The sequence below is a fragment of the Paracoccus mangrovi genome, from assembly GCF_042648425.1.
GTDB lineage: Bacteria > Pseudomonadota > Alphaproteobacteria > Rhodobacterales > Rhodobacteraceae > Paracoccus > Paracoccus mangrovi.
The window spans coordinates 49,353-69,290 of the sequence record NZ_JBHRXJ010000001.1 but is presented as its reverse complement, the minus strand read 5'-3'; the positions used below and the strand labels follow the sequence as shown (position 1 = coordinate 69,290).

The window sequence follows — 19,938 nt, the reverse complement described above, 5'->3', positions numbered from 1 at the left end:
AAATCATCCACGATCCTGAAATTTCCCCGCCCCGCCGCGACACGGCACGGGCTCTGTGCGGCGGGCACTCGTCCCGGGGATGAGTCGTGTCCCCGCTCTGCCGCCTCGACCGATAACCGGGCTGCCGACATATTACCTTGGGTTGAGATAAATTCTTAAGAATAATTGTTTTGAAACATGCTGTTGAATGGAATTTCATGCACTTGGCGACCTGTCCCAAAGGGTAACTGTTCAGAAACCCGTGAATGGTTTTTATTGGGGTCAGTTTCTTTGGATTGCATTGTTTGGTGGTGAGTTATGTTGGTTGAAACCGGGTCTTGGCGCGTGACCGAAATGCGCCCGCTGTCATCAAATCCCCCGATCGCGTCGCTGGCCGCGCTGCGCAACATGGACGCGATTTCGTCCGAGGCCCCGGCCGCCGATATCGCCTTTTCGGGATCCTATGCCGATTGGTGCGAAGAAGGCTTTTCGATCTGCGAAGGCTATCTGATCGAGGCGCAGAACCTCTATCTGCAAGGCGATCTGTCGGGGTTCCGGGCCATGGCCGAAGCCCAGTTCGATATCGAGCTTGAGGACGAGACGCTGGCCCATGCGAATGCGCTGTTGATCGGGGTGGTTCTTTGCCGCGACACCGGCGCGGTGCAGGTCATCGAAACCGGGCGCTGCCCGGTCGGGCTGAACCTGATCAATCTGGCCAATCTTTACCGCGCGATGGAAACGACCAAGGGCGACATGCGGATGCCGCGGCTTGCGCCGGATTTCGACAAGCTCATGCGCAAGGCCCTGGTCCTGTCATGAGTCTGGCCGATCATATCGGATTTTTCGCCCTGGGTGCGGCACGGACGCGCGCGCGCGGCGAACGCGGCGCGGCGGCGGGGTTCTGGCGTCAGACGCAGGGTCTGGGCGCGCGGGTGCTGAGCCCGGGGGAAACGCGGCGCGGTCAGTTTGCCGATCTGGGCTGGCATGCGGCGCATCAATCGCTTTGGGGCGATGATGCCGAGGCGGATGCCATGACGCCCGCCCCCGAGGTCGAGGCGGATCTTGCCGCCGGTGACGATCTGAAATTCCTCTGAGCTGGCGCCTGCTGGCGCCTGCGGGCGTGCGGGTGCTTGGCGACCCTTGCCGGTCGGGCTATGACGGTGGTCCGAAGTTTCAAAGGATCGTCCCGTGAGCGCAGCCGACCGCATCGCCCGTACCATCGCCGCCGAGATCGGCGCCGCCGCCACGCAGGTTGTGGCGGCGACCGAATTGCTGGACGGGGGGGCGACCGTGCCTTTCGTCGCCCGCTATCGCAAAGAGGTCACCGGCGGGCTGGACGACACGCAACTGCGCAATCTGGCCGAGCGTCTGTCCTATCTGCGTGAGCTGGAAGCGCGCCGCGCCGCGATCCTCGATTCGATCAAGGGTCAGGGCAAGCTGACCGAGGATCTGGCCCGCGCGATTGCCGGGGCGGAAACCAAGGCCACGCTTGAGGATATCTATCTGCCCTATAAGCCCAAGCGGCGCACCAAGGCGATGATCGCCCGCGAAAACGGGCTTGAGCCATTGCTTCGTGCCATCCAGGACGACCGCAATGCCCAGCCCGAAACGCTGGCCGAGGCCTATCTCTCTGATATGGTGGCGGATGTGAAAGCCGCGCTCGATGGCGCGCGCGACATTCTGGTCGAAGAGCTTTCCGAAAATGCCGCCCTGCTTGGCCGGTTGCGCGATTTCATGCAGGCCGAGGCGGTGATTTCGGCCCGCGTCGCCGAGGGCAAGGAACAGGCGGGCGCCAAGTTCAGCGACTATTTCGATCATGCCGAGAAATGGGCCACGATCCCGGGGCACCGGGCGCTGGCGATCCTGCGCGGGGCCAAGGAAGAGGTGCTGACCATCGGTATCGCGCCCGAACCCGAAACCGGCGCCGCCCGGGCCGAGGGGATCGTCGCGGCGGCTTTGGGGCGTCTGGGCGCGGGGCCGGGGGATGACTGGTTGCGCAAGGTCGCGGGCTGGTGCTGGCGGGTGCGCCTGTCGAATACGATGTATATCGACCTTTTGACCGAATTGCGCACCCGCGCCCATGCCGAGGCGATCCGGGTCTTCGCCCGCAATCTCAAGGATCTGTTGCTGGCCTCGCCGGCCGGGGCGCGGCCGACGCTGGGGCTGGATCCGGGGATCCGCACCGGGGTCAAGCTGGCGGCGGTCGACGCGACCGGCAAGGTGGTCGAGACCGCGACGCTTTACCCCTTCCCGCCGAAATCCGATCTGCGCGGGGCCGAGGCGGCCTTGGCCGCCGCCATCCTGCGCCACAAGATCGAGCTTATCGCCATCGGCAACGGCACCGCCAGCCGCGAGACCGAGCGTTTCGTGGCCGATGTGCTGAAACGTCTGCCTTCGGGCGTCAAGGCACCGGTCAAGGTCATCGTCAGCGAGGCCGGCGCCTCGGTCTATTCGGCATCCGAGCTGGCGGCGAAGGAATTTCCCGATCTGGACGTGTCGCTGCGCGGGGCGGTGTCCATTGCGCGCCGCTTGCAGGACCCCTTGGCCGAGCTGGTCAAGGTGCCGCCCGAGGCGATCGGCGTCGGCCAGTATCAGCATGACGTGGACCAGCGCCAATTGGCCCGTACGCTGGAAACCGTGGTCGAGGATGCGGTGAACGCGGTGGGGGTCGATCTGAACACCGCCTCGGCGCCGCTTTTGGCGCATGTCGCGGGGCTTGGCCCGGCGCTGGCACAGAATATTGTCGCCCATCGCGATGCTGAAGGGGCGTTTGCGTCCCGGGCGGCGCTGAAAAAGGTGGCGGGCCTTGGTCCCCGCGCATTCGAGCAATGCGCAGGTTTCTTGCGCATCCGCGACGGCAAGGAGCCGCTTGACGCCTCATCCGTCCACCCCGAGGCTTATGGTGTGGCGCGCAGGATCGTCGCTGCCTGCGGGCGCGATATCCGCCAGATCATGGGCGACGCCGCAGCACTTAAGGGCATTCGGGCCGAGCAGTTCGTCGATGAAAGCTTCGGCCTGCCGACCATCCGCGACATTCTGGCGGAACTGGAAAAGCCCGGGCGCGACCCGCGTCCGAGCTTTGTCACCGCAAGCTTTGCCGAAGGGGTCGAGGACATCAAGGACCTGCGCCCCGGTATGTCGCTTGAGGGTACGGTGACCAATGTCGCGGCCTTTGGCGCGTTCGTCGATATCGGGGTGCATCAGGACGGGCTGGTTCATATCAGCCAGCTGGCCGACCGTTTCGTCAAGGATCCGAACGAGGTGGTAAAGGTCGGCGATGTGGTCCGCGTCCGCGTGACCGAGGTGGACGCGGCCCGCAAGCGCATCGGTCTGACCATGCGCAAGGATGGCGGCGCCGCCGCGCGCGAGACGCAGAACGAACGCGGCCCCAAGGCGTCGCCGCCCGCGCGTGGCCCGAAAACCGCCAAACCGGCGGGGGCGGAGAGTCCCGGCGCGCTTGGCGCCGCGCTGCTGAACGCGCTGCGCAAGTCCTGAGGGGAAGGTGGGGGCGCTGCCCCCGCCGCGCCTGCGGCGCGACTCCCCCGGGATATTTGGGCATGAAAGATGGGGCGCCCTAAAGGCTGAGCAGGGCCGCGCGGAATTCGGGGTCGGAGAGCACCACCTCTTTCGCACCCAGCTCGGCGGCCCGCGCCAATGCGCGCGAGGTCTGTCCCTGGGCGAATATGACCGCATGCACCAGCCCGTGCCCGCGCGCCAGCCCCGCCAGCACCAGCGCCGCGAAGAGATCGCCCGTTCCCGCCAGCGCGACGGGCAGGCGCGGGGTCGGGTGGCGGCTGATGCCCTCTGGCCCAAGCACCACGCTTTCCAGCATTCCAGGCGCAGTGTCGCCCAACACGCAGCCGGTCGCGATCAGATGCGCAGCGGCCGCCATGCGCAACGCTTTTGCGGCCCGAGGCAGATCGGCCAGCTCGCGGATCGGCTGTCCGCTGAGCCAGCCGATCTCGAACGGGTTGGGCGAGGCGTAATCGGCCAGCGGCAGCAGCCCCTCTTTCAGCACTTCGGCAATCGCTTCGGGAACATAGAGGCCGGGCCCGTCATCCCCCATGACCGGATCGCAGAAATAGCGCAGGCGCGGATTGACGGCTTTGGCACGGGCCACGAAATCCGCGACCAGCCGCGCCACCTCGACCGAGCCGATATAGCCGGTCAGCAGGAAATCGGCGCGCTGCGGCAGCCCGCGATCCCATGCCCCTTCCAGCAATTCGGCAAAGAAATCGGCGGGAAGCGCGCGTCCCCGCAGCGTCGGATAATCGGGGGTATTCGAAAACACGACCGTGGGGATGGCCGCAACCTCGAGCCCCGCCGCCTGCATGGGAAACAGGGCGGCAGAATTGCCGACATGGCCCATCACCACCTGGCTCTGGATCGAGATGACAAAAGGCGGGGTCATGCGCTGCCCTCCAGCCGCTTGCTCCAATCCTCGACGCGGCCGCTTTCGAGGCGGCGAACGGCATAGCGCCGCCAACCTTCGGCCAGAACCTCCAGCGCGGCGATCCCCCGCAATTCCGCAAGGTTCAACCGGTCGACGTAAAGCGCATGCCAAAGCCGGTGCAGGCTCCAGTCCGGGGCCACGCGCTCGACCAGTTCCAGCGCATCCCCCGATGCAACCACCCCCGGTTCCAGCACGCGGTAATACCAGCCGGTACGGCCGCTTTCCTGTACTCTGCGGGCCATATCCGGAACACCAAAGCGGCGCGACAGCTTCCAGCAGGGCTGCCGCCCCTGACTGACCTGCACCAGCGCGCAGCCCAGGCGAAAGATATCGCCGACCGCCACGCCATGTTCGGTCATCCCGAGGGTCGAGATATTCTCGCCAAAACCGCCCGGAGCCAGACGTTCGCCTGCTTCTTTCATGTCCAAATATCCCACGGGGGTCCGGGGGTGTGAAACCCCCGGGGCAGGGCCGTCCAACCCGAACTCCGCCCGCCAGCTTGCGTAATGTTCACGCGGATAATGATGCACGGCCTTTTCCGGGCCGCCATGGACGCGGCGATCGGCTTGTTCATCGCCCTCAAAGCCCTCGGGACCGAGCATCCGCAGACCATCGACGGGATGCTTGTCGATGCCGCTCAGCTGGTCGCTGCCGGGCAGGGGGGCGGCCCGGCCCGTCAGCAGGATGATCCGCGTCATGCTGTCCTCGCGCCTGTCTTACCGGCGCCAAACTAGCGCAAGACCCGCCATAGGCAAGCCTCAGACGGCGATGGCGCGGCGCAGGGCCTCGTGGTCCAGATCGCCCGTCTCACCCTGCATGACGACCATGCCGCGATCAAGCACGGTGACGCGGTCGGCAAGCTCGAGCGCGAAATCGACATATTGTTCGACCAGCAGGATCGCCATGCGGTTCTGATCGCGCAAATAGCGGATGGCGCGGCCGATATCCTTGATGACCGAGGGCTGGATGCCCTCTGTCGGCTCGTCCAGTACCAGAAGGCGGGGCCGCGTCACCAGCGCCCGGCCTATGGCCAGTTGCTGCTGCTGGCCGCCCGACAGATCGCCGCCGCGCCGATGCGCCATCTCATGCAGGATGGGGAACAGATCATAGACTTCGTCCGGGACGGTGCGCGCGCCGCGCGGCAAGCCGGCAAAGCCGGTCTCGAGATTTTCGCGCACGCTCAAAAGCGGAAAGATCTCGCGCCCCTGCGGGCATGAGGCAACGCCCAGCCGCGCCCGTGCATGGGGTGGCTTTCCGGTCAGGTCGGTTCCATCAAGCAGGATGCGGCCACCGCTGATCCTTTCGCGGCCGGTGATCGCGCGCATCAGGCTGGTCTTGCCGACGCCGTTGCGGCCCATCACCGCCGTGACCTGTCCGATGGGGGCCTTTAACGAGACGCCCCGCAAGGCCTGCGCCGCACCGTAATGCAGGCTGATATTCTCGACGCTCAGGGCGTCGGCCCGCGTCCCGGATTCGACCGGGGATTCAACGGCCAAGATAGACATCTATCACCTCCGGGTTGGCGGAAACATGGTCGAGCGGTCCCTCGGCCAGAACATGGCCCTGATGCAGCACGGTGACGCGGCAGGCCAGCGCGCGGACGAAATCCATGTCATGTTCGACCACGACGATGGAATGATCGCCAGCAAGGTCGCGCAACAGCTCGGCGGTGCGCATGGTCTCGGCATCGGTCATGCCGGCGGCGGGTTCATCGACCAGCAAAAGCCGCGGTTTCTGCGCAAGCAACATCGCGATTTCCAGCCATTGCTTCTGGCCATGGCTCAGCGCGCCGGCCAACCGGTCGGGACCGGCCAGCCGCACCAGATCCAGAAGCCGGCGGCGTTCGCGGGCCGCCGTGGCGGGGTCGGGACCGCGCAGCGCCGACCAGACATCGCGCGGCCCGGCCAGCGCCAGATCGATATTCTCGCCCAGGCTCAGGCTTTCGATGACGGTGGGTTTCTGGAACTTGCGCCCGATGCCCAGCCGGGCGGTCCCGGCCTCGTCCAGCCGGGTCAGGTCATGGGTGGTGTCAAAAAAGAGCGTCCCCTGATCGGGGCGGATCTTGCCGGTGATCAGGTCCATCATCGTGGTCTTGCCGGCGCCATTGGGGCCGATGATGGCGCGCAGCTCGCCCTTGTCGATGGCAAGGTTCAGGTCGTTGATCGCCCGGAACCCGTCAAAGCTTTTCGACACCCCGTCGATATTGAGGATGGTCATATGGTGGCCTCCTGTGCCTTGCGGGCGGGTTTCAGCCCGTCCAGCGCGCCAAAAATGCCGCGCGGCAGATAGAGCGTGACAAGGATGAAGAGCGCCCCCAGCGCGTAAAGCCAGGCATCGGGCAGCCAGCCGGTCAGAAGCGTCTTCGAAAGCGCCACCACCATCGCGCCAAGGGCCGCCCCGACCAGCGTGCCGCGCCCGCCAAGGGCGACCCAGATGACGATTTCGATGCTGTTGGCGGGGGCGAATTCGCCGGGATTGACGATGCCGACCTGTGGAACGTAAAGCGCGCCCGCGACGCCCGCCATCATCGCGCTGAGGGTCCAGACGAAGAGCTTGTACTGTTCGACCCGGTAGCCCAGAAAACGGGTCCGGCTTTCGGCATCGCGCAGACCGACCAGCACCCGGCCCAGATGGCTTTGCGTGATCGCCCGCGCGATCACCAGCCCGCCCGCCAGCGCGGCGGCCGAGGCCAGAAACAGGCCCAGCCGCATCCCCGGCGCGGAAAGGGGCATCCCCAGCAGATCCTTGAAATCGGTCAGGCCGTTATTGCCGCCAAACCCCATTTCGTTGCGAAAGAACGCCAGCATCAGCGCATAGGTCATCGCCTGGGTGATGATCGAAAGATAGACCCCGTTCACCCGCGCCCGGAACGCGAACCAGCCAAAGACAAGCGCCAGAAACCCCGGCACCGCCAGAACCAAGACCAGCGTCGCCGCGAAACTGCCGGATGCGCCCCAATACCACGGCAGCTGATCCCAATTCAGGAACACCATGAAATCCGGCAGTTCGGGATTGGCATAGACGCCGCGCGCCCCGATCTCGCGCATCAGATGCATGCCCATGACATAGGCGCCCAATGCGAAAAAGGCGGCATGACCAAGCGACAGGATGCCGGCATAGCCCCAGACAAGGTCCAGCGACACCGCAAGCAGCGCATAGCACAGGTATTTCCCCGCAAGCTGCACGGCATAGTCGGGCAACAGGTTTCCCTGCATCAGCGGGACCCCCACGGTCAGGATGAAAAGCCCGCCCAGAAAGACGGTCATGTTGCGATCGGGCAATGGCATGTCAGCTCTCCACCGCGCGGCCACGGGTGGGGAACAATCCGCGCGGGCGTTTCTGAATGAACAGGATGATCAGGATAAGGATGATGACCTTGGCCAGCATCGCGCCGGCCAGGGGCTCGGCCAGCTTGTTGGCGATGCCAAGGCTGAAGGCGCCGGCCAGCGTGCCCCAAAGCGAACCGGCACCGCCAAAGACCACGACCATGAAGCTGTCGACGATATAGCCCTGTCCAAGGTTCGGGGACACGTTGTCGATCTGGCTCAGCGCGACACCGGCCAGCCCGGCGATGCCCGCCCCAAGGCCAAAGGTCAGCGCATCGACCCGGCCGGTGCGGATGCCCATCTCGGCGGCCATGGCGCGGTTCTGGGTCACCGCCCGCATCTGAAGCCCCAGCGCGGTGCGGCGCAGGATCAGCATCAGAAAGGCAAAAACCGCCAGCGAAAACAACAATATCCAGACGCGGTTCCAGGTCAGCACGATGCCCAGGATTTCGGTGCTGCCCGACATCCAGTCCGGGTTTCCGACCTGACGGTTGTTCGGCCCGAAGATCGAACGCACCGCCTGTTGCAGGATCAGGCTGACCCCCCAGGTCGCCAGAAGCGTCTCAAGCGGGCGGCCGTAAAGCCTGCGCACGATGCCGCGTTCGATCGCGATGCCGATGGCGCCGGTGACAAGAAAGGCCAGCGGCAGCGCGATCGCCAGCGACCAGTCGAAGAGGCCCGGCGCATGGGCGCGGATCAGGTCCTGCACCACAAAGGTCGTATAGGCGCCCAGCATCACCAGCTCGCCATGGGCCATATTGATGACGCCGCAGACGCCGAAGGTGATCGAAAGCCCGATGGCCGCCAAAAGCAGGACCGAACCCAGCGACATCCCCTGCCACAAGGTCAGGCCCCAGCCACGCAGCGTCTCGGCGCGCTCGATCCGGGTCAGGGCCGAGGCGGCGGCATCCTTCAGCGCCGGATCGTCAAGCTGGGCGCGGATCAGGGCCTGCGCGGATGCGCCACGCCGCTCGGCCAGCAGCGCCAGCGCATCGGCCCGGGCCTTGGTATCCGCCACGGTTTCGGCCCCCATTTCGGCCTTGGGCGAAGACAGCAGGACCGTCCCATGCGCCAGTTCCAGCGCCGATTTCGCGGTCGGATCGGTTTCGCGACGCAGCGCCTGTTCCAGTGCCGCCAGCTGTGCGAGATCGGGTGCGGCCTCAAGCTGGCTTGCGGCGCGGGCGCGTGTGGCGGGATCACCCGCCACAAGGCCAAGCGTGCCAAGCGCGGCGCGGATCTGGCCGCGCAGCTTGTTGTTGACGCGCACCCGCGTCACGTCGCGGCGGGTGACCGGACCCGCCTCGGCGCCGCTCAGCGCGTCGCGGGCGGCATCCCCGTGAATCACGACCAGCCGCCCGTCGGATTTCAGCACCGCAAGATCGCCCGCGGCCAGCGCCGAAAGCAGCGCCTCGGCGCGCGGATCGCCGCTTGCGGCCAGCGCGGTCACACGCTCGGCGCGTTCGCCATAGCCGCCCTCGGGCAATAGCTTTGCGATCTCGTCGAAGGATTGCGCCAGCGCCGCCGCAGGCAGCATCAGGCAGATCAGGACAAGCCGGATCAGTCGCATGGGAAAACCCCCTTTCGGCAAGGGATGGCGCGGCGCGCGGGCGCACACCGCGCAACGGTGTCAGTTGGTGACCGGGGCCGCGCCGCCGCAGGTGCTGGTCAAGGTGTTGAAATTCCCGCAATTGACCGGGGCCGTCCAATCGGCGATCAGCGGCGCGGATTCCGGCAGGTAATCGGACCAGGCGTCGCCGGCGATCTCGCCCTCGCTTTCCCAGACGATATCGAACTGGCCGTCCTCGTTGATCTCGCCGACCATCACCGGCTTGGTGATGTGGTGATCCTTGCCCATGATGGCGGTGCCGCCCGAAAGGTTCGGCACCTCGATCCCGACCATGGCGTCGATGACCTTGTCGGGATCGGTGCTGCCCGCCTTTTCGACCGCCTTCACCCACATGTTGAAGCCGATGTAATGGGCCTCCATCGGGTCGTTGGTGACGCGGTCCTTCTTGCCGGTATATGCGTGCCAGGCGTCGATAAAGTCGTAATTGGCCGGGGCGTCGACGCTTTGGAAATAGTTCCAGGCGGCCATGTGCCCGACCAGCGGCGCGGTGTCGATGCCGGCAAGTTCCTCTTCGCCCACCGAAAAGGCGACGACCGGAATGTCATCGGCGGTGATGCCCTGATTGGCCAGTTCCTTGTAAAAGGGCACATTCGCATCGCCGTTGATGGTCGAGACGACGGCGGTCTTTTTCCCGGCGCCCCCAAAGGCCTTAATGTCCGAGACGATCGTCTGCCAGTCGGATTGCCCAAAGGGGGTATAGTTGACCATGATATCCTCGGGCGCGACGCCCTTGTCCTTGAGGAACTGTTCAAGGATCTTGTTGGTCGTGCGCGGATAGACATAGTCGGTGCCGGCCAGCACCCAGCGTTCGACGCCCTGATCCATCAGATATTCGACGGCCGGGATCGCCTGCTGGTTCGGGGCGGCGCCGGTGTAAAAGACATTGCGCTCGGATTCCTCGCCCTCGTATTGCACGGGATAGAACAGGATGCTGTCGAGTTCGCGAAACACCGGCAGCACCGATTTGCGCGATACGCTGGTCCAGCAGCCAAAGACCGCCGCCACCTTGTCGCCCGCCACCAGCTCGCGCGCCTTTTCCGCGAAAAGCGGCCAGTCCGAGGCCGGGTCCACCACCACCGGCTCAAGCTTGCGGCCAAGAACGCCGCCCTTGGCGTTTTGCTGTTCGATCAGCATCAGCATGGCGTCTTTCAGCGTGGTTTCGGAAATGGCCATCGTGCCCGACAGCGAATGCAGGACACCGATCCTGATCGGCTCGGCGGTGTCGTTCTGGGCGAATGCGGTGCTGGTCCACAGCGTGGCAATGAGGGTGGCGGAAAGCAGGACGGGTTTCATGCGGGGTCTCCGGCTGGGGATATGACGCCAGCTAAGATCGGCACCGCCGCGCGGGACCAGTGCCGGGCGCGCTTCTGCGATCCGAAAACGCACGGCGCGGATTATCCGGGCAAAGCCTTGGGTTTTTGCCCATATGCTGGACAAAGCCGGGCCGATGCCCGCGCTGCCCGCGTAACGGGATGGTTGCCCAAGATCTGGGCGGCGTGCCCGCCCGCTGGTCAGCGAAAGCCGTGGGCGCGGCCCGGACGATGCCCCGGAAAAGACGCGCCGCGCGATCAGGCCAGAGGCAGCGATACGGTCTGGCCAGCCCGCCGCCCGGGCGGTTCGACAGCGTCACAGAGCCGCCAAAGCGCTGAATGATCTCGCGCGCGATGGCCATGCCCAGCCCGGCGCCGGGGATCGACTTGCGCCGGCCCGGGTCGATGCGGAAAAACGGCTCGAAGGCCCGATCCATCAGCGGCTCGGGGATGCCTGGCCCGCGATCCAGTACCGCGATCTCGGCCCGGTCGCCGCTTTGGGAAAGCAAAAGCTCGGCGCCCCTGCCATGGGTCGCGGCATTGATGATCAGGTTGCGCAACGCGCGTTTCAGCGCCAGCGCCGCCGCCCGCACCGAAAGCGCCGGCAGGTCCCGCCGCGACACCGCATAGCCCAGCGCGGCCTGTTCCCCGGCAATGTCATCGAGCAGACGGTCCAGCCGCAGCTCGGCCACCGCCTCGTCCTGTTCCTGCGCCTCTTCGCGGACCAGCCGGATCGCGCTGTCGGCGATGCTGTCCAGTTCGGCAAGATCGGCCAGCCATTTTTCGCGCTCGGCCTCGTCCGCGATGAATTCGGCGCGCAGACGCATCCGCGTTATCGGCGTGCGCAAATCGTGCCCCGCCGGCGCGATCATGCCTGTCCGTCGGTCTGGCTGACCAACAACTCTGAAAATGCGCCGGCCATAGGCTTTTATCTGAAGCAGGGTTTCGAAAAGGTCGGAACCACGCATTTCCAGATCCGGGATAGGGCCTTTTTGAACGATGTTTTCCGGCGGACGGTCCGACCATAAGCGGCGGCATGTCGCGCAACGCCTGAAACGGGCCCCGCCTTGTCGTGCGCCGATGCGCGGGTCTGGCCGGCGTCACCGAATTGTCGCGCGGGTGACATGGGGATGTCATGCGCGCCCGCTAGGCGGTGGCACGCGCCGGTTCCGGTGCGGGATTTCAGACATTCGAGGGCATCATGATTTTCACCACCCGTTCGCTGACTGCCGGTGCGTCCCTGCTGGCGCTGGTCTCGACCGCCGCGGCGCAGGACCGCCTGCCACAGGCCGACGATTCCTATTTCATCGCTGCGCGCGAGCAGCTTGCCCGCAAGATCGCCGATCAGCCGAATGTGGGCCGCGCCAAGAACGTCGTGCTTTTTGTGGGCGATGGCATGTCGATCCCGACCATGACCGCCGCCCGCATCTATGAGGGGCAGAGCCGGGGCGTGGACGGCGAATCGAACGTGCTGTCGTTCGAGGAGCTGCTGCCCTATACGGCGCTCTCCAAGACCTATACCCATGACGGTCAGGTCGCCGATTCCGCGCCGACCGCGACGGCCATCGTGGCGGGGGTCAAATCCTCGAACGGCACCATCGGTGTCGATCAGCGCGCCAAGCCCGACGACTGCGCCAGCCAGAAGGGTACCGAGGTCACCACCATCTTTGAACTGGCCGAGGCGGCCGGACTGGCGACCGGGATCGTTTCGACCGCGCGCATCACCCATGCCACCCCCGCCGCCACCTATGCCAAGGTCGCCGGCCGCGACTGGGAGGCGGATACCAATCTGCCCGAGGGCGCCGGCGGCGTCTGCAAGGACATCGCGGCCCAGCTGGTCGACTGGCCGGCGGGGGACGGGTTCGAGGTGGTTCTGGGCGGCGGCCGCGCCAATTTCATGCTTGAGGATCAGAAAGACCCCGAGGACGAGACCAAGACCGGCAAGCGCAAGTCGCGCGATCTGGTCGCGGAATGGAAGGCGCGCCACAATGACGGCGCCTATATCTGGAACAAGCAGGAATTCGACGCGCTCGACCCGGCGGCGACCGGCCGTGTGCTGGGTCTGTTCAACGCCAGCCACATGCAATACGAGGCCGACCGCGAAAAGGATGCCGGCGGCGAGCCGTCGCTGGCGGAAATGTCGTCCAAGGCCATCGACATGCTGTCGCGCGACGAGGACGGTTTCGTGCTGATGATCGAGGCGGGCCGCATCGACCATGCCCATCACGCCGGCAATGCCGCGCGCGCGATGGTCGATACCGTGGCGCTGGCCGATGCGGTCAAGGCGGTCTATGACAAGGTTGATCCGGCCGAGACGCTGATCATCGTCACCGCCGACCACGCCCATACCTTCAACATCGCGGGCTATCCGAAACGCAACAACCCGATCCTCGGGATCGCGGGCATGGGCGATGACGGCAAACCCTATACCACGCTGGGCTATATGAACGGCCCCGGCGCCCGCATGGACGAGCCGCGCGCCGATCTGAGCGGGGTCGACACCACCGATCTGGACTTTCTGCAACAGGCGCTGGTGCCGCTGGGCGAAAGCGAAACCCATGCCGGCGACGATGTCGCGATCCTCGCACAGGGTCCCTGGGCGCATCTGTTCCACGGTGTGGTCGAACAGAACCTGATCTATCACGTCATGGATCAGGCCTCCGGGCTTGCGACCCGCGCCGCGCTTGCCGCGAAATAAGGGCAGGGATGTCCGGCCGCCGCGCCCGCAAGGCGCGGCGGCAGATCGCCGTTTCGGGACTATTGCCATGACGACGCGCCGTGACCTTTTGACCGCGCCCCTTCTGACCGCGCCCTTCTGGCTTTCATTGCTGGGCCGGCCGGCGCTTGCCGCGCCCGAGGTGCTGAAATTCCGCGATCTCTATCTGCGCGGCCGCGCCCTGACCCCGCGCGCGCAGGGCCTGCAAGGGCAAGAGGTCGAGATGGTCGGCTATATGGCGCCGCCGCTGAAGCCCGAAATCAATTTTTTCGTGCTGACCCGCTTGCCGATGTCGGTCTGTCCGTTTTGCGAATCCGCCGCCGAATGGCCCACCGATATCGTGCTGGCGCTGACCGATGATCCGGTGCGTCCGGTGCGTTACACCGACCTGATCCGGGTCTCCGGCCGCTTTGAGACCGGGTTCGAGACCGATCCCGAAACCGGCTTTGTCAGCTTTCTGCGCCTGCGGGCCGCCCGGTATGCGCGGCTGTGATGGGTGCGGCCGGGGTTTCACGCCAGCGGGATCCGGTCTTGGGACCCCAGGGTCCGGGACTGCGCGTCCTGGGCCTGCGGCATGGGTTCGATGGCGGCATGGCGATCGAGTTGGGCGAGCTGTCTTTGTCGCCGGGGGCGCTGGTGGTGCTGACCGGGGCTTCGGGTTCGGGCAAGAGCACGCTGCTTTACCTTTTATCGGGGCTGATCGCGCCACAGGCGGGACAGGTGCTTTGGGGCGGCACCGATCTGGCGCGATTGTCGGAACGGGCGCGCGACCGCTGGCGGCGGCAGAATGCCGGCTTTGTGTTTCAGGATTTTCATCTTCTGACCGAGCTGTCGCCCCTGCAAAACGTGCTGATCCCGGCGGGCTTTGGCCGCTTTTCGGCGCGGGCGCTGCGGGGGCGGGCGGAAACGCTCTTGGCGCGGTTTGGCGTGCCCGCCCGGCCGCGCGCCGCAGTTTTGTCGCGCGGCGAACAGCAGCGCACGGCCTTGGCGCGCGCCTTGCTGGGCGATCCCGCGATCCTTTTCGCCGATGAGCCGACGGCCAGCCTTGATGCCGGGGCCGGGCGCGAGGTCGCCGATTGCCTGCATCAGCTTGCCGGCGAGGGGCGCCTGATCATCGCGGCCAGCCATGATCCGGCGCTGATCGCGCGGGCCGATCTGCGGCTGCATCTGGCCCATGGCCGGATCGGGGGCGCGCCATGAACCCGCTGCCATTCGTTCGCGCGCTTCTGGCCCGCAATCCGCGCACCGTCTGGCTTTTCGCGGCTCTGGTGGCGCTGGCCTCGGCGCTTGGCATCGCCATCAGCGCGCAGGAACGCGCGCTGCGACAGGGGTCGGCCCGGGCGGCGGACGGGTTCGACCTGATCGTGGCGGCGCCGGGCAGCCAGACCGATCTGTTGATGGCCACGGTCTATCTGCGCCCCGGCGCGGTCGAGCTGTTGCCGGGGCCGGTCGCGCATCGGGTGCTGAACGACCCGGACGCGGCCTTTGCCGCGCCGCTGGCATTCGGCGACAGCCATGGCGAGTCCCCCGTCGTCGGGACGACCGCAGAGCTGGTCCAGCATCTGGGCTGCGATCTGGCCGAGGGGCGCGTCTTTGCCCGGATGAACGAGGCCGTTGTCGGCGCGCTGGTCGAGACGCCCATCGGCGCGGAACTGGCCATTCATCACGGGCATGGCATCGAACCCGGCGCGGGACTGGATGCCGATCTTGCCGCCGACCTTCCGGCCGCGCCGACGCATCACGATGACCACCCGCAAGGCGCGCATGGAGACCATCACGAGGGTGACCATGAGGGGGTCCTGGTCACTGGGCGCATGCGTCCGACCGGCACGCCCTGGGACCGGGCGGTGATCGTGCCGGTCGAATATGTCTGGTCGGCCCATGTCATGGGCACCGGCCATGCACCGGGCGACGACCGCATCGGCCCGCCCTGGCAGGCCGAATTGATGCCGGGCCTGCCCGCCATCGTCATGAAGCCAGAGGGCATCGCCGATGCCTATGGCTTGCGCGCGCGCTATCGCGACGCCGAGACCATGGCCTTCTTTCCGGCCGAGACCCTGACCGGGCTTTACGAGGTGATGGGGCAGGCGGCGCAGGTCATGCTGGCGCTGACGCTTGCGGCACAGATACTGGTCATAGCCGCCATTTTCGCCGGCATTCTGGCGGTGCTGGGCTTGCAGCGGCGCAGTTTCGCGGTGCTGCGCGCGCTGGGGGCGCCGGCGGGCTATGTATTTCTGTCGGTCTGGCTTTATGTCGCCATCATGGTGATGGGGGGTGCTGCGGTCGGGCTGCCGCTGGGCTGGGCGGCGGCGCATCTGGTCTCGGCGATGGTCGCGCAGCGGACCGGGATCGCCATCGTGCCCATGCTTGGCGCGCCCGAGCTGATGTTGGCGGGGCTCATGGTCTTTTGCGGGCTGGTGCTGGCCTTGTTGCCGGCATGGCTGTGCTATCGCCGGCCGGTGGTCGAGGCGCTGCGCTAGCGCGCGTCGGGTTCCGTCGGCGTGATATGGACCGCCCGATGCGCCTCGTCCGATGCGTCCAATTGCCTCTTTCTCAGCCGGGCGATTTCTGGCATTTGTCTGCGCGGTTGGGCGGATCAGGGCGGTTTGCCCGCGCGGGACATGCTGTGAACGGACGCAATGACATCGGCCCTGCGCGCAGGCGCGCCGTGGCAAGGGCGCGGGGCGGGATGCATCCGCTGCGCTGGCTCTTGGTCGTGCCGTTTCTGCTGTTGTCGCTGGTGTCGCAGGGCACGATGCTGACGCAGGATGCGCAGGGCGGGGTGACCGTGGTGCTGTGTTCGGGCGACGGGCTGGTCGAGATGGTGCTCGACCCGGATGGCGGTCTGCGCGACAAGGCGCCGGGATCCGCGCATCAACCCTGTGACTGGTCGCTGCATGCCCAGGCCGCCATGGCCCATGCCGATGCCGCGCTGCGCGTTCCGCTAGAGCCGCCGATCCTCCAGAATTTCCGACCCGCGCCCCCCGATCACCTGCGCCGCGCCGAGATCCTTGCCCCCTCGGCCCGCGGGCCGCCATCCGTCGTCTGATCGCCTGACTTTTTCATGCGCGCCACGGCGATGTGCCGCAGCGCCGGATCCTTCGACATCAGATGAGAGCTATCATGCAGAAATCCCTTTCCGTGGCGCTTTGCGCCCTGACGCTTGGCCTTTCGGGCGGCGCGGTCCAGGCCCATGTCACGCTGGAACAGCCCGAGGCGGCGGCCGGTTCGACCTATCGCGCGGTTCTGCGCGTCGGGCATGGCTGTGACGGCCAGGCCACCCAGACCCTGCGCGTGACCTTGCCCGAGGGCTTTTACAACGCCAAGCCGATGCCCAAGGCGGGCTGGTCGCTGAAGGTCGAACAGGGGCCCTATGCGACGCCCTTTGACAATCACGGCAAGGAAATGACCTCGGGGGCGCGGGAAATCAGCTGGTCGGGCGGCGAACTGGCCGATGACTGGTATGACGAATTCATCATTCGCGGCACCGTCGGCCCCGAGGTCGCGCCCGGTACGGTGCTCTATTTCGCCGCCGTTCAGGAATGCGCAAAGGGCACGGCCGACTGGACCGATGTGTCGGGACGTTCCGACGTGGAAAATCCGGCCCCCGGCGTGACGGTGACCATGGCCAGCGTAGGCATGGATCACGGCCATAATCACGGCGCGCCGGCCCATGACGCGCAGGCCGCCGGCCATGGCCACGACCATGCGGCCGGGCATGACGCCGCCATGGGCGCCGCGCCCGGGGCGGCTTTGCGGCTGGGCGATCTGACCCTGTCGGGGCCCTTCAGCCGCGCCACCCCGCCCGGCGCGCCCGTGGCCGGCGGTTTCGTGACCATCGCCAATGGCGGCGCAGAGGACGACCGGCTTATCTCGGTGCGCGCCGATGAGGTCACCGACCGCGCGGAAATCCATGAAATGGCGATGCAGGATGCGGTGATGACCATGCGCCAGATGCCCGAGGGCCTGCCCATTCCGGCCGGCGCCACCGTCGAGCTGAAGCCCGGCGGCTATCACATGATGTTCTTTGATCTGAAACAGCCGCTGGCCGAGGGGCAGATCGTCAAGGTCACGCTGGAATTCGAAAAGGCCGGCGAGATCGAGCTGCCGCTCGTGGTCGGCCCGCGCAATGCCGGAGCAGGCGGCGACAAGGCAATGAAAGGTGGTGAACATGCCGGACACTAAACAGGGATCGGGCGGTTTGCGCCGGGTGCGCTATGTGCTTTGGGGGCTGGTCATCCTGGCCCTTGGCGCCATTGGCTGGCTGAAATTCGGCGCGCCCGCGCTTGAGGACATGGCCGATGCCGGGACCGCCGCGCTGGGGCAGGGCGAATATCGCCTTGCCGCCACCGATGGCGGCGAATTCACCGCCGAGACGTTGAAGGGACAGCCTTCGGCGGTGTTTTTCGGCTTTACCCATTGCCCGGATGTCTGTCCGACCACGCTGGGCGATATCGCCGGCTGGCAAGAGGAGCTGGGCGATGCGGCCAAGGATCTGCGGGTCTTTTTCGTCACCGTCGACCCCGAACGCGACTCGGTCGAGACGCTGCGCGAATATGTGTCCTGGGTGCCCGGCGTGATCGGCGTCTCGGGCAGCCCCGAAGAGATCGCCAAGGCGGTCAAGGCGTTCCGCATCTATGCCCGCAAGTCGCTGTTGGCGGGCGGCGGCTATAATATGGACCATTCCTCAATGCTGTTGCTGTTTGACCGCAACGGCGAATATGCCGGGCTGATCGGCTATCAAGAGGAAGACGCCCGCGCGCTGGCCAGCCTGCGCAAGCTGCTGGGCAGCTGATCGAACGTTAGATCGGCGGCCCGGACCTTTGATCCGCCCCGCCTATCCGCCCCGCCTATCCGCCGCCCATGGGGCATGCGCGGGGCATCCGCCGCCGATGCGCAGGGGCCGGGCGGCAAGGTTTCCGAAATGTTTTGGATAAGGCGATTGGGCCGGATTGGTGCGCCATAACCGGCGGTCGCACCGGAAACCGGCGCCCCATATCCGGCGTTCGGGCGGAAATCCGGCATTTCATCGCCATTCCCGGTCGTTCCTCGCGAATAAATCCCGCCGCGTGGCGCGGATTCGCCCATGCGTTGTTTTCCGCATTCACGAATCGTTGACCGTATGGGGTGAATCGGTTAATTATTCCGAAAGGTTTCGGATGACGTCCCCAACCGGGAATGCCAGCCAGGCACGGTGCTGGGAGGCACCTAATCTGAGGGAGGATTGCATGACGAAATTTACCCCGCGCGGGCAATGGATGCTGCGCCCTGTCGCGATGGCGGCGCTTATGGGTTGTGTGGCGCTGCCCGCCATGGCCGATGAGCTCTTCTATGTCTCGGGCGGTGTCGGCAAAGAGGCCGAGGTCTTTAAGCAGGTCGTCGCCCCCTGGGAGGAAAAGACCGGCCATAAGGTGACCGTGGTGCCGATGCCGAATTCCAGCTCGGACCAGTTCGCGCAATACCGCCTGTGGCTGGCCGCCGGCACCACCGATGTCGATCTGTATCAGACCGACGTCATCTGGGCGCCGCAGCTTTCGGAATATTTCGTCGATCTCAGCGGGCCGGCCAAGGATCTGATCGGCCAGCATTTCCCCTCGGTCATCGAAAGCCAGACCTCGGATGGCAAGCTGGTCGCGCTGCCCTTGTTCACCGACGCACCGGCGCTTTATTACCGCACCGACCTGCTGGAAAAATACGGCAAAGAGGTTCCCAAGACCTGGGCCGAACTGAAGGCCACGGCGCAGGAAATCCAGGACGGCGAACGCGCCGCCGGACAGGCCGATCTCTGGGGCTTTGTCTGGCAGGGCAATGCCTATGAGGGGCTGACCTGCAACGCGCTGGAATGGATCAAATCCTATGGCGGCGGCCAGATCGTCGAGCCGGACGGCACGATTTCGGTCAACAACCCGCAGGCGGCTGCGGCTCTGGAAGAGGCCAAAAGCTGGGTTGGCACCATCAGCCCCGAGGGCGTCCTTGCCCACAAGGAAGAGGATGCGCGCGGCGTCTGGCAGACCGGCAACGCGGTGTTCATGCGCAACTGGCCCTATGCCTATGCGCTGAGCGCGGGCGATGACAGCGCGGTCAAGGACAAGTTCGACGTGGCCCCGCTGCCGGCCGGCACCGCCGAGGGCGGCTCGGCCGCGACGCTGGGCGGCTGGAACGTGGCGGTGTCCAAGTTCTCGACCAAGCAAGATGCGGCAATCGAGCTGGCGCTGTATCTGGCCTCGCCCGAGGCGCAGAAGCTGCGCACCGAACTCAGCGGCCAGCTGCCGACCGTGATGGCGCTTTACGACGACCCCGACATCGCTGCCGCCGCCCCTCTGGTGCCGCGCTGGAAAGAGGTCTTTGCCAATGCCGTTCCGCGCCCCTCGGGCCCGACGCGCAGCAAATATAACGAGGTTTCGGCCAAGTTCTGGTCGGCTGTGCATGACACGCTGTCCGGGAATGGCACGGCTGCCGAAAACCTTGAAGTTCTTGAACTGGACCTGACCGATATCGAAGGTTCCGGCTGGTAATCCGGCCCACGC

19 protein-coding genes are annotated in these 19,938 nt (G+C 66.1%); 11 read left to right on the top strand and 8 right to left on the bottom strand.

The features are described 5' to 3' along the window. Positions 1-333: 333 nt before the first annotated feature. The 3 genes from ACFOMH_RS00315 (at position 334) to ACFOMH_RS00305 (ending at position 3,474) form a co-directional block, all read left to right on the top strand. Complete coding sequence (locus ACFOMH_RS00315) at positions 334-798, top strand: hypothetical protein (RefSeq protein ID WP_374422224.1); 465 nt, start codon at positions 334-336, stop codon at positions 796-798. Next, positions 795-1,073, top strand: coding sequence for a hypothetical protein (locus ACFOMH_RS00310; RefSeq protein WP_377741884.1), 279 nt, complete (start codon positions 795-797; stop codon positions 1,071-1,073). Before ACFOMH_RS00315 ends, ACFOMH_RS00310 begins: the two co-directional genes overlap by 4 nt. Before the next feature lie 94 nt (positions 1,074-1,167). Continuing rightward, positions 1,168-3,474: a Tex family protein gene (locus tag ACFOMH_RS00305; protein ID WP_377741882.1), complete on the top strand. Its 2,307-nt coding sequence runs from the start codon at positions 1,168-1,170 to the stop codon at positions 3,472-3,474. A gap of 79 nt (positions 3,475-3,553) precedes the next feature. On the opposite strand, the gene pdxY is transcribed toward ACFOMH_RS00305, so the two are convergent. The 8 genes from pdxY to ACFOMH_RS00265 are packed head-to-tail and all read right to left on the bottom strand — an operon-like array spanning position 3,554 to position 11,522. Further along, positions 3,554-4,390 carry a pyridoxal kinase gene (gene pdxY / locus ACFOMH_RS00300; protein ID WP_377741880.1) on the bottom strand — a complete coding sequence of 279 codons (837 nt, stop codon included), beginning with the start codon at positions 4,388-4,390 and terminating at the stop codon, positions 3,554-3,556. Next, positions 4,387-5,130, bottom strand: coding sequence for an MOSC domain-containing protein (locus tag ACFOMH_RS00295; RefSeq protein ID WP_377741878.1), 744 nt, complete (start codon positions 5,128-5,130; stop codon positions 4,387-4,389). The genes pdxY and ACFOMH_RS00295 overlap by 4 nt, the downstream gene beginning before the upstream one ends. A gap of 60 nt (positions 5,131-5,190) precedes the next feature. Next, positions 5,191-5,937 (bottom strand): urea ABC transporter ATP-binding subunit UrtE, encoded by a 747-nt coding sequence (gene urtE, locus ACFOMH_RS00290; RefSeq protein ID WP_377741876.1) that lies wholly within the window; start codon positions 5,935-5,937, stop codon positions 5,191-5,193. Then, positions 5,918-6,649 (bottom strand): urea ABC transporter ATP-binding protein UrtD, encoded by a 732-nt coding sequence (urtD, locus tag ACFOMH_RS00285; protein ID WP_377741874.1) that lies wholly within the window; start codon positions 6,647-6,649, stop codon positions 5,918-5,920. The genes urtE and urtD overlap by 20 nt, the downstream gene beginning before the upstream one ends. Then, a complete protein-coding gene (gene urtC / locus ACFOMH_RS00280) occupies positions 6,646-7,719 on the bottom strand; it encodes an urea ABC transporter permease subunit UrtC (RefSeq protein WP_377741873.1) in 1,074 nt (357 codons plus the stop codon). Before urtC ends, urtD begins: the two co-directional genes overlap by 4 nt. A gap of 1 nt (position 7,720) precedes the next feature. Next, complete coding sequence (urtB, locus tag ACFOMH_RS00275) at positions 7,721-9,325, bottom strand: urea ABC transporter permease subunit UrtB (RefSeq protein ID WP_377741871.1); 1,605 nt, start codon at positions 9,323-9,325, stop codon at positions 7,721-7,723. A 60-nt stretch (positions 9,326-9,385) separates the two neighbouring features. After that, the gene (urtA, locus tag ACFOMH_RS00270) at positions 9,386-10,678 is read right to left on the bottom strand and encodes an urea ABC transporter substrate-binding protein (protein ID WP_377741869.1); all 1,293 of its coding nucleotides are present in this window, start codon (positions 10,676-10,678) and stop codon (positions 9,386-9,388) included. A 31-nt stretch (positions 10,679-10,709) separates the two neighbouring features. Continuing rightward, positions 10,710-11,522: a sensor histidine kinase gene (locus ACFOMH_RS00265; RefSeq protein ID WP_377741867.1), complete on the bottom strand. Its 813-nt coding sequence runs from the start codon at positions 11,520-11,522 to the stop codon at positions 10,710-10,712. A 374-nt stretch (positions 11,523-11,896) separates the two neighbouring features. On the opposite strand from ACFOMH_RS00265, the gene ACFOMH_RS00260 reads away from it, so the two are divergent. The 8 genes from ACFOMH_RS00260 (at position 11,897) to ACFOMH_RS00225 (ending at position 19,926) form a co-directional block, all read left to right on the top strand. Further along, a complete protein-coding gene (locus tag ACFOMH_RS00260) occupies positions 11,897-13,393 on the top strand; it encodes an alkaline phosphatase (RefSeq protein WP_377741865.1) in 1,497 nt (498 codons plus the stop codon). A gap of 67 nt (positions 13,394-13,460) precedes the next feature. After that, entirely contained in the window at positions 13,461-13,904 is a 444-nt protein-coding gene (locus ACFOMH_RS00255; protein WP_377741863.1) for a hypothetical protein, read from the top strand. Between the two features lie 38 nt (positions 13,905-13,942). Continuing rightward, entirely contained in the window at positions 13,943-14,611 is a 669-nt protein-coding gene (locus ACFOMH_RS00250; RefSeq protein ID WP_374421692.1) for an ABC transporter ATP-binding protein, read from the top strand. Continuing rightward, entirely contained in the window at positions 14,608-15,891 is a 1,284-nt protein-coding gene (locus ACFOMH_RS00245) for an ABC transporter permease (protein WP_377741861.1), read from the top strand. The genes ACFOMH_RS00250 and ACFOMH_RS00245 overlap by 4 nt, the downstream gene beginning before the upstream one ends. Positions 15,892-16,037: 146 nt before the next feature. Then, positions 16,038-16,460, top strand: a complete 423-nt coding sequence (locus tag ACFOMH_RS00240; RefSeq protein ID WP_377741859.1) for a DUF2946 family protein — start codon at positions 16,038-16,040, stop codon at positions 16,458-16,460. Positions 16,461-16,534: 74 nt separating this feature from the next. Continuing rightward, complete coding sequence (locus ACFOMH_RS00235) at positions 16,535-17,596, top strand: DUF1775 domain-containing protein (protein ID WP_377741858.1); 1,062 nt, start codon at positions 16,535-16,537, stop codon at positions 17,594-17,596. After that, positions 17,583-18,206 (top strand): SCO family protein, encoded by a 624-nt coding sequence (locus tag ACFOMH_RS00230; RefSeq protein WP_377741856.1) that lies wholly within the window; start codon positions 17,583-17,585, stop codon positions 18,204-18,206. Before ACFOMH_RS00235 ends, ACFOMH_RS00230 begins: the two co-directional genes overlap by 14 nt. A 433-nt stretch (positions 18,207-18,639) precedes the next feature. After that, entirely contained in the window at positions 18,640-19,926 is a 1,287-nt protein-coding gene (locus ACFOMH_RS00225; RefSeq protein ID WP_377741854.1) for an ABC transporter substrate-binding protein, read from the top strand. Positions 19,927-19,938: the final 12 nt, after the last annotated feature.

Coding starts and splice junctions, on each gene's coding strand:
- ACFOMH_RS00315 (WP_374422224.1), top strand. CDS start 334: ATGCGCCCGCTGTCATCAAATCCCCCGATCGCGTCGCTGGCCGCGCTG.
- ACFOMH_RS00310 (WP_377741884.1), top strand. CDS start 795: ATGAGTCTGGCCGATCATATCGGATTTTTCGCCCTGGGTGCGGCACGG.
- pdxY (WP_377741880.1), bottom strand. CDS start 4,390: ATGACCCCGCCTTTTGTCATCTCGATCCAGAGCCAGGTGGTGATGGGC.
- ACFOMH_RS00295 (WP_377741878.1), bottom strand. CDS start 5,130: ATGACGCGGATCATCCTGCTGACGGGCCGGGCCGCCCCCCTGCCCGGC.
- urtE (WP_377741876.1), bottom strand. CDS start 5,937: ATGTCTATCTTGGCCGTTGAATCCCCGGTCGAATCCGGGACGCGGGCC.
- urtD (WP_377741874.1), bottom strand. CDS start 6,649: ATGACCATCCTCAATATCGACGGGGTGTCGAAAAGCTTTGACGGGTTC.
- urtC (WP_377741873.1), bottom strand. CDS start 7,719: ATGCCATTGCCCGATCGCAACATGACCGTCTTTCTGGGCGGGCTTTTC.
- urtB (WP_377741871.1), bottom strand. CDS start 9,325: ATGCGACTGATCCGGCTTGTCCTGATCTGCCTGATGCTGCCTGCGGCG.
- urtA (WP_377741869.1), bottom strand. CDS start 10,678: ATGAAACCCGTCCTGCTTTCCGCCACCCTCATTGCCACGCTGTGGACC.
- ACFOMH_RS00265 (WP_377741867.1), bottom strand. CDS start 11,522: ATGCGTCTGCGCGCCGAATTCATCGCGGACGAGGCCGAGCGCGAAAAA.
- ACFOMH_RS00260 (WP_377741865.1), top strand. CDS start 11,897: ATGATTTTCACCACCCGTTCGCTGACTGCCGGTGCGTCCCTGCTGGCG.
- ACFOMH_RS00255 (WP_377741863.1), top strand. CDS start 13,461: ATGACGACGCGCCGTGACCTTTTGACCGCGCCCCTTCTGACCGCGCCC.
- ACFOMH_RS00245 (WP_377741861.1), top strand. CDS start 14,608: ATGAACCCGCTGCCATTCGTTCGCGCGCTTCTGGCCCGCAATCCGCGC.
- ACFOMH_RS00235 (WP_377741858.1), top strand. CDS start 16,535: ATGCAGAAATCCCTTTCCGTGGCGCTTTGCGCCCTGACGCTTGGCCTT.
- ACFOMH_RS00230 (WP_377741856.1), top strand. CDS start 17,583: ATGCCGGACACTAAACAGGGATCGGGCGGTTTGCGCCGGGTGCGCTAT.
- ACFOMH_RS00225 (WP_377741854.1), top strand. CDS start 18,640: ATGACGAAATTTACCCCGCGCGGGCAATGGATGCTGCGCCCTGTCGCG.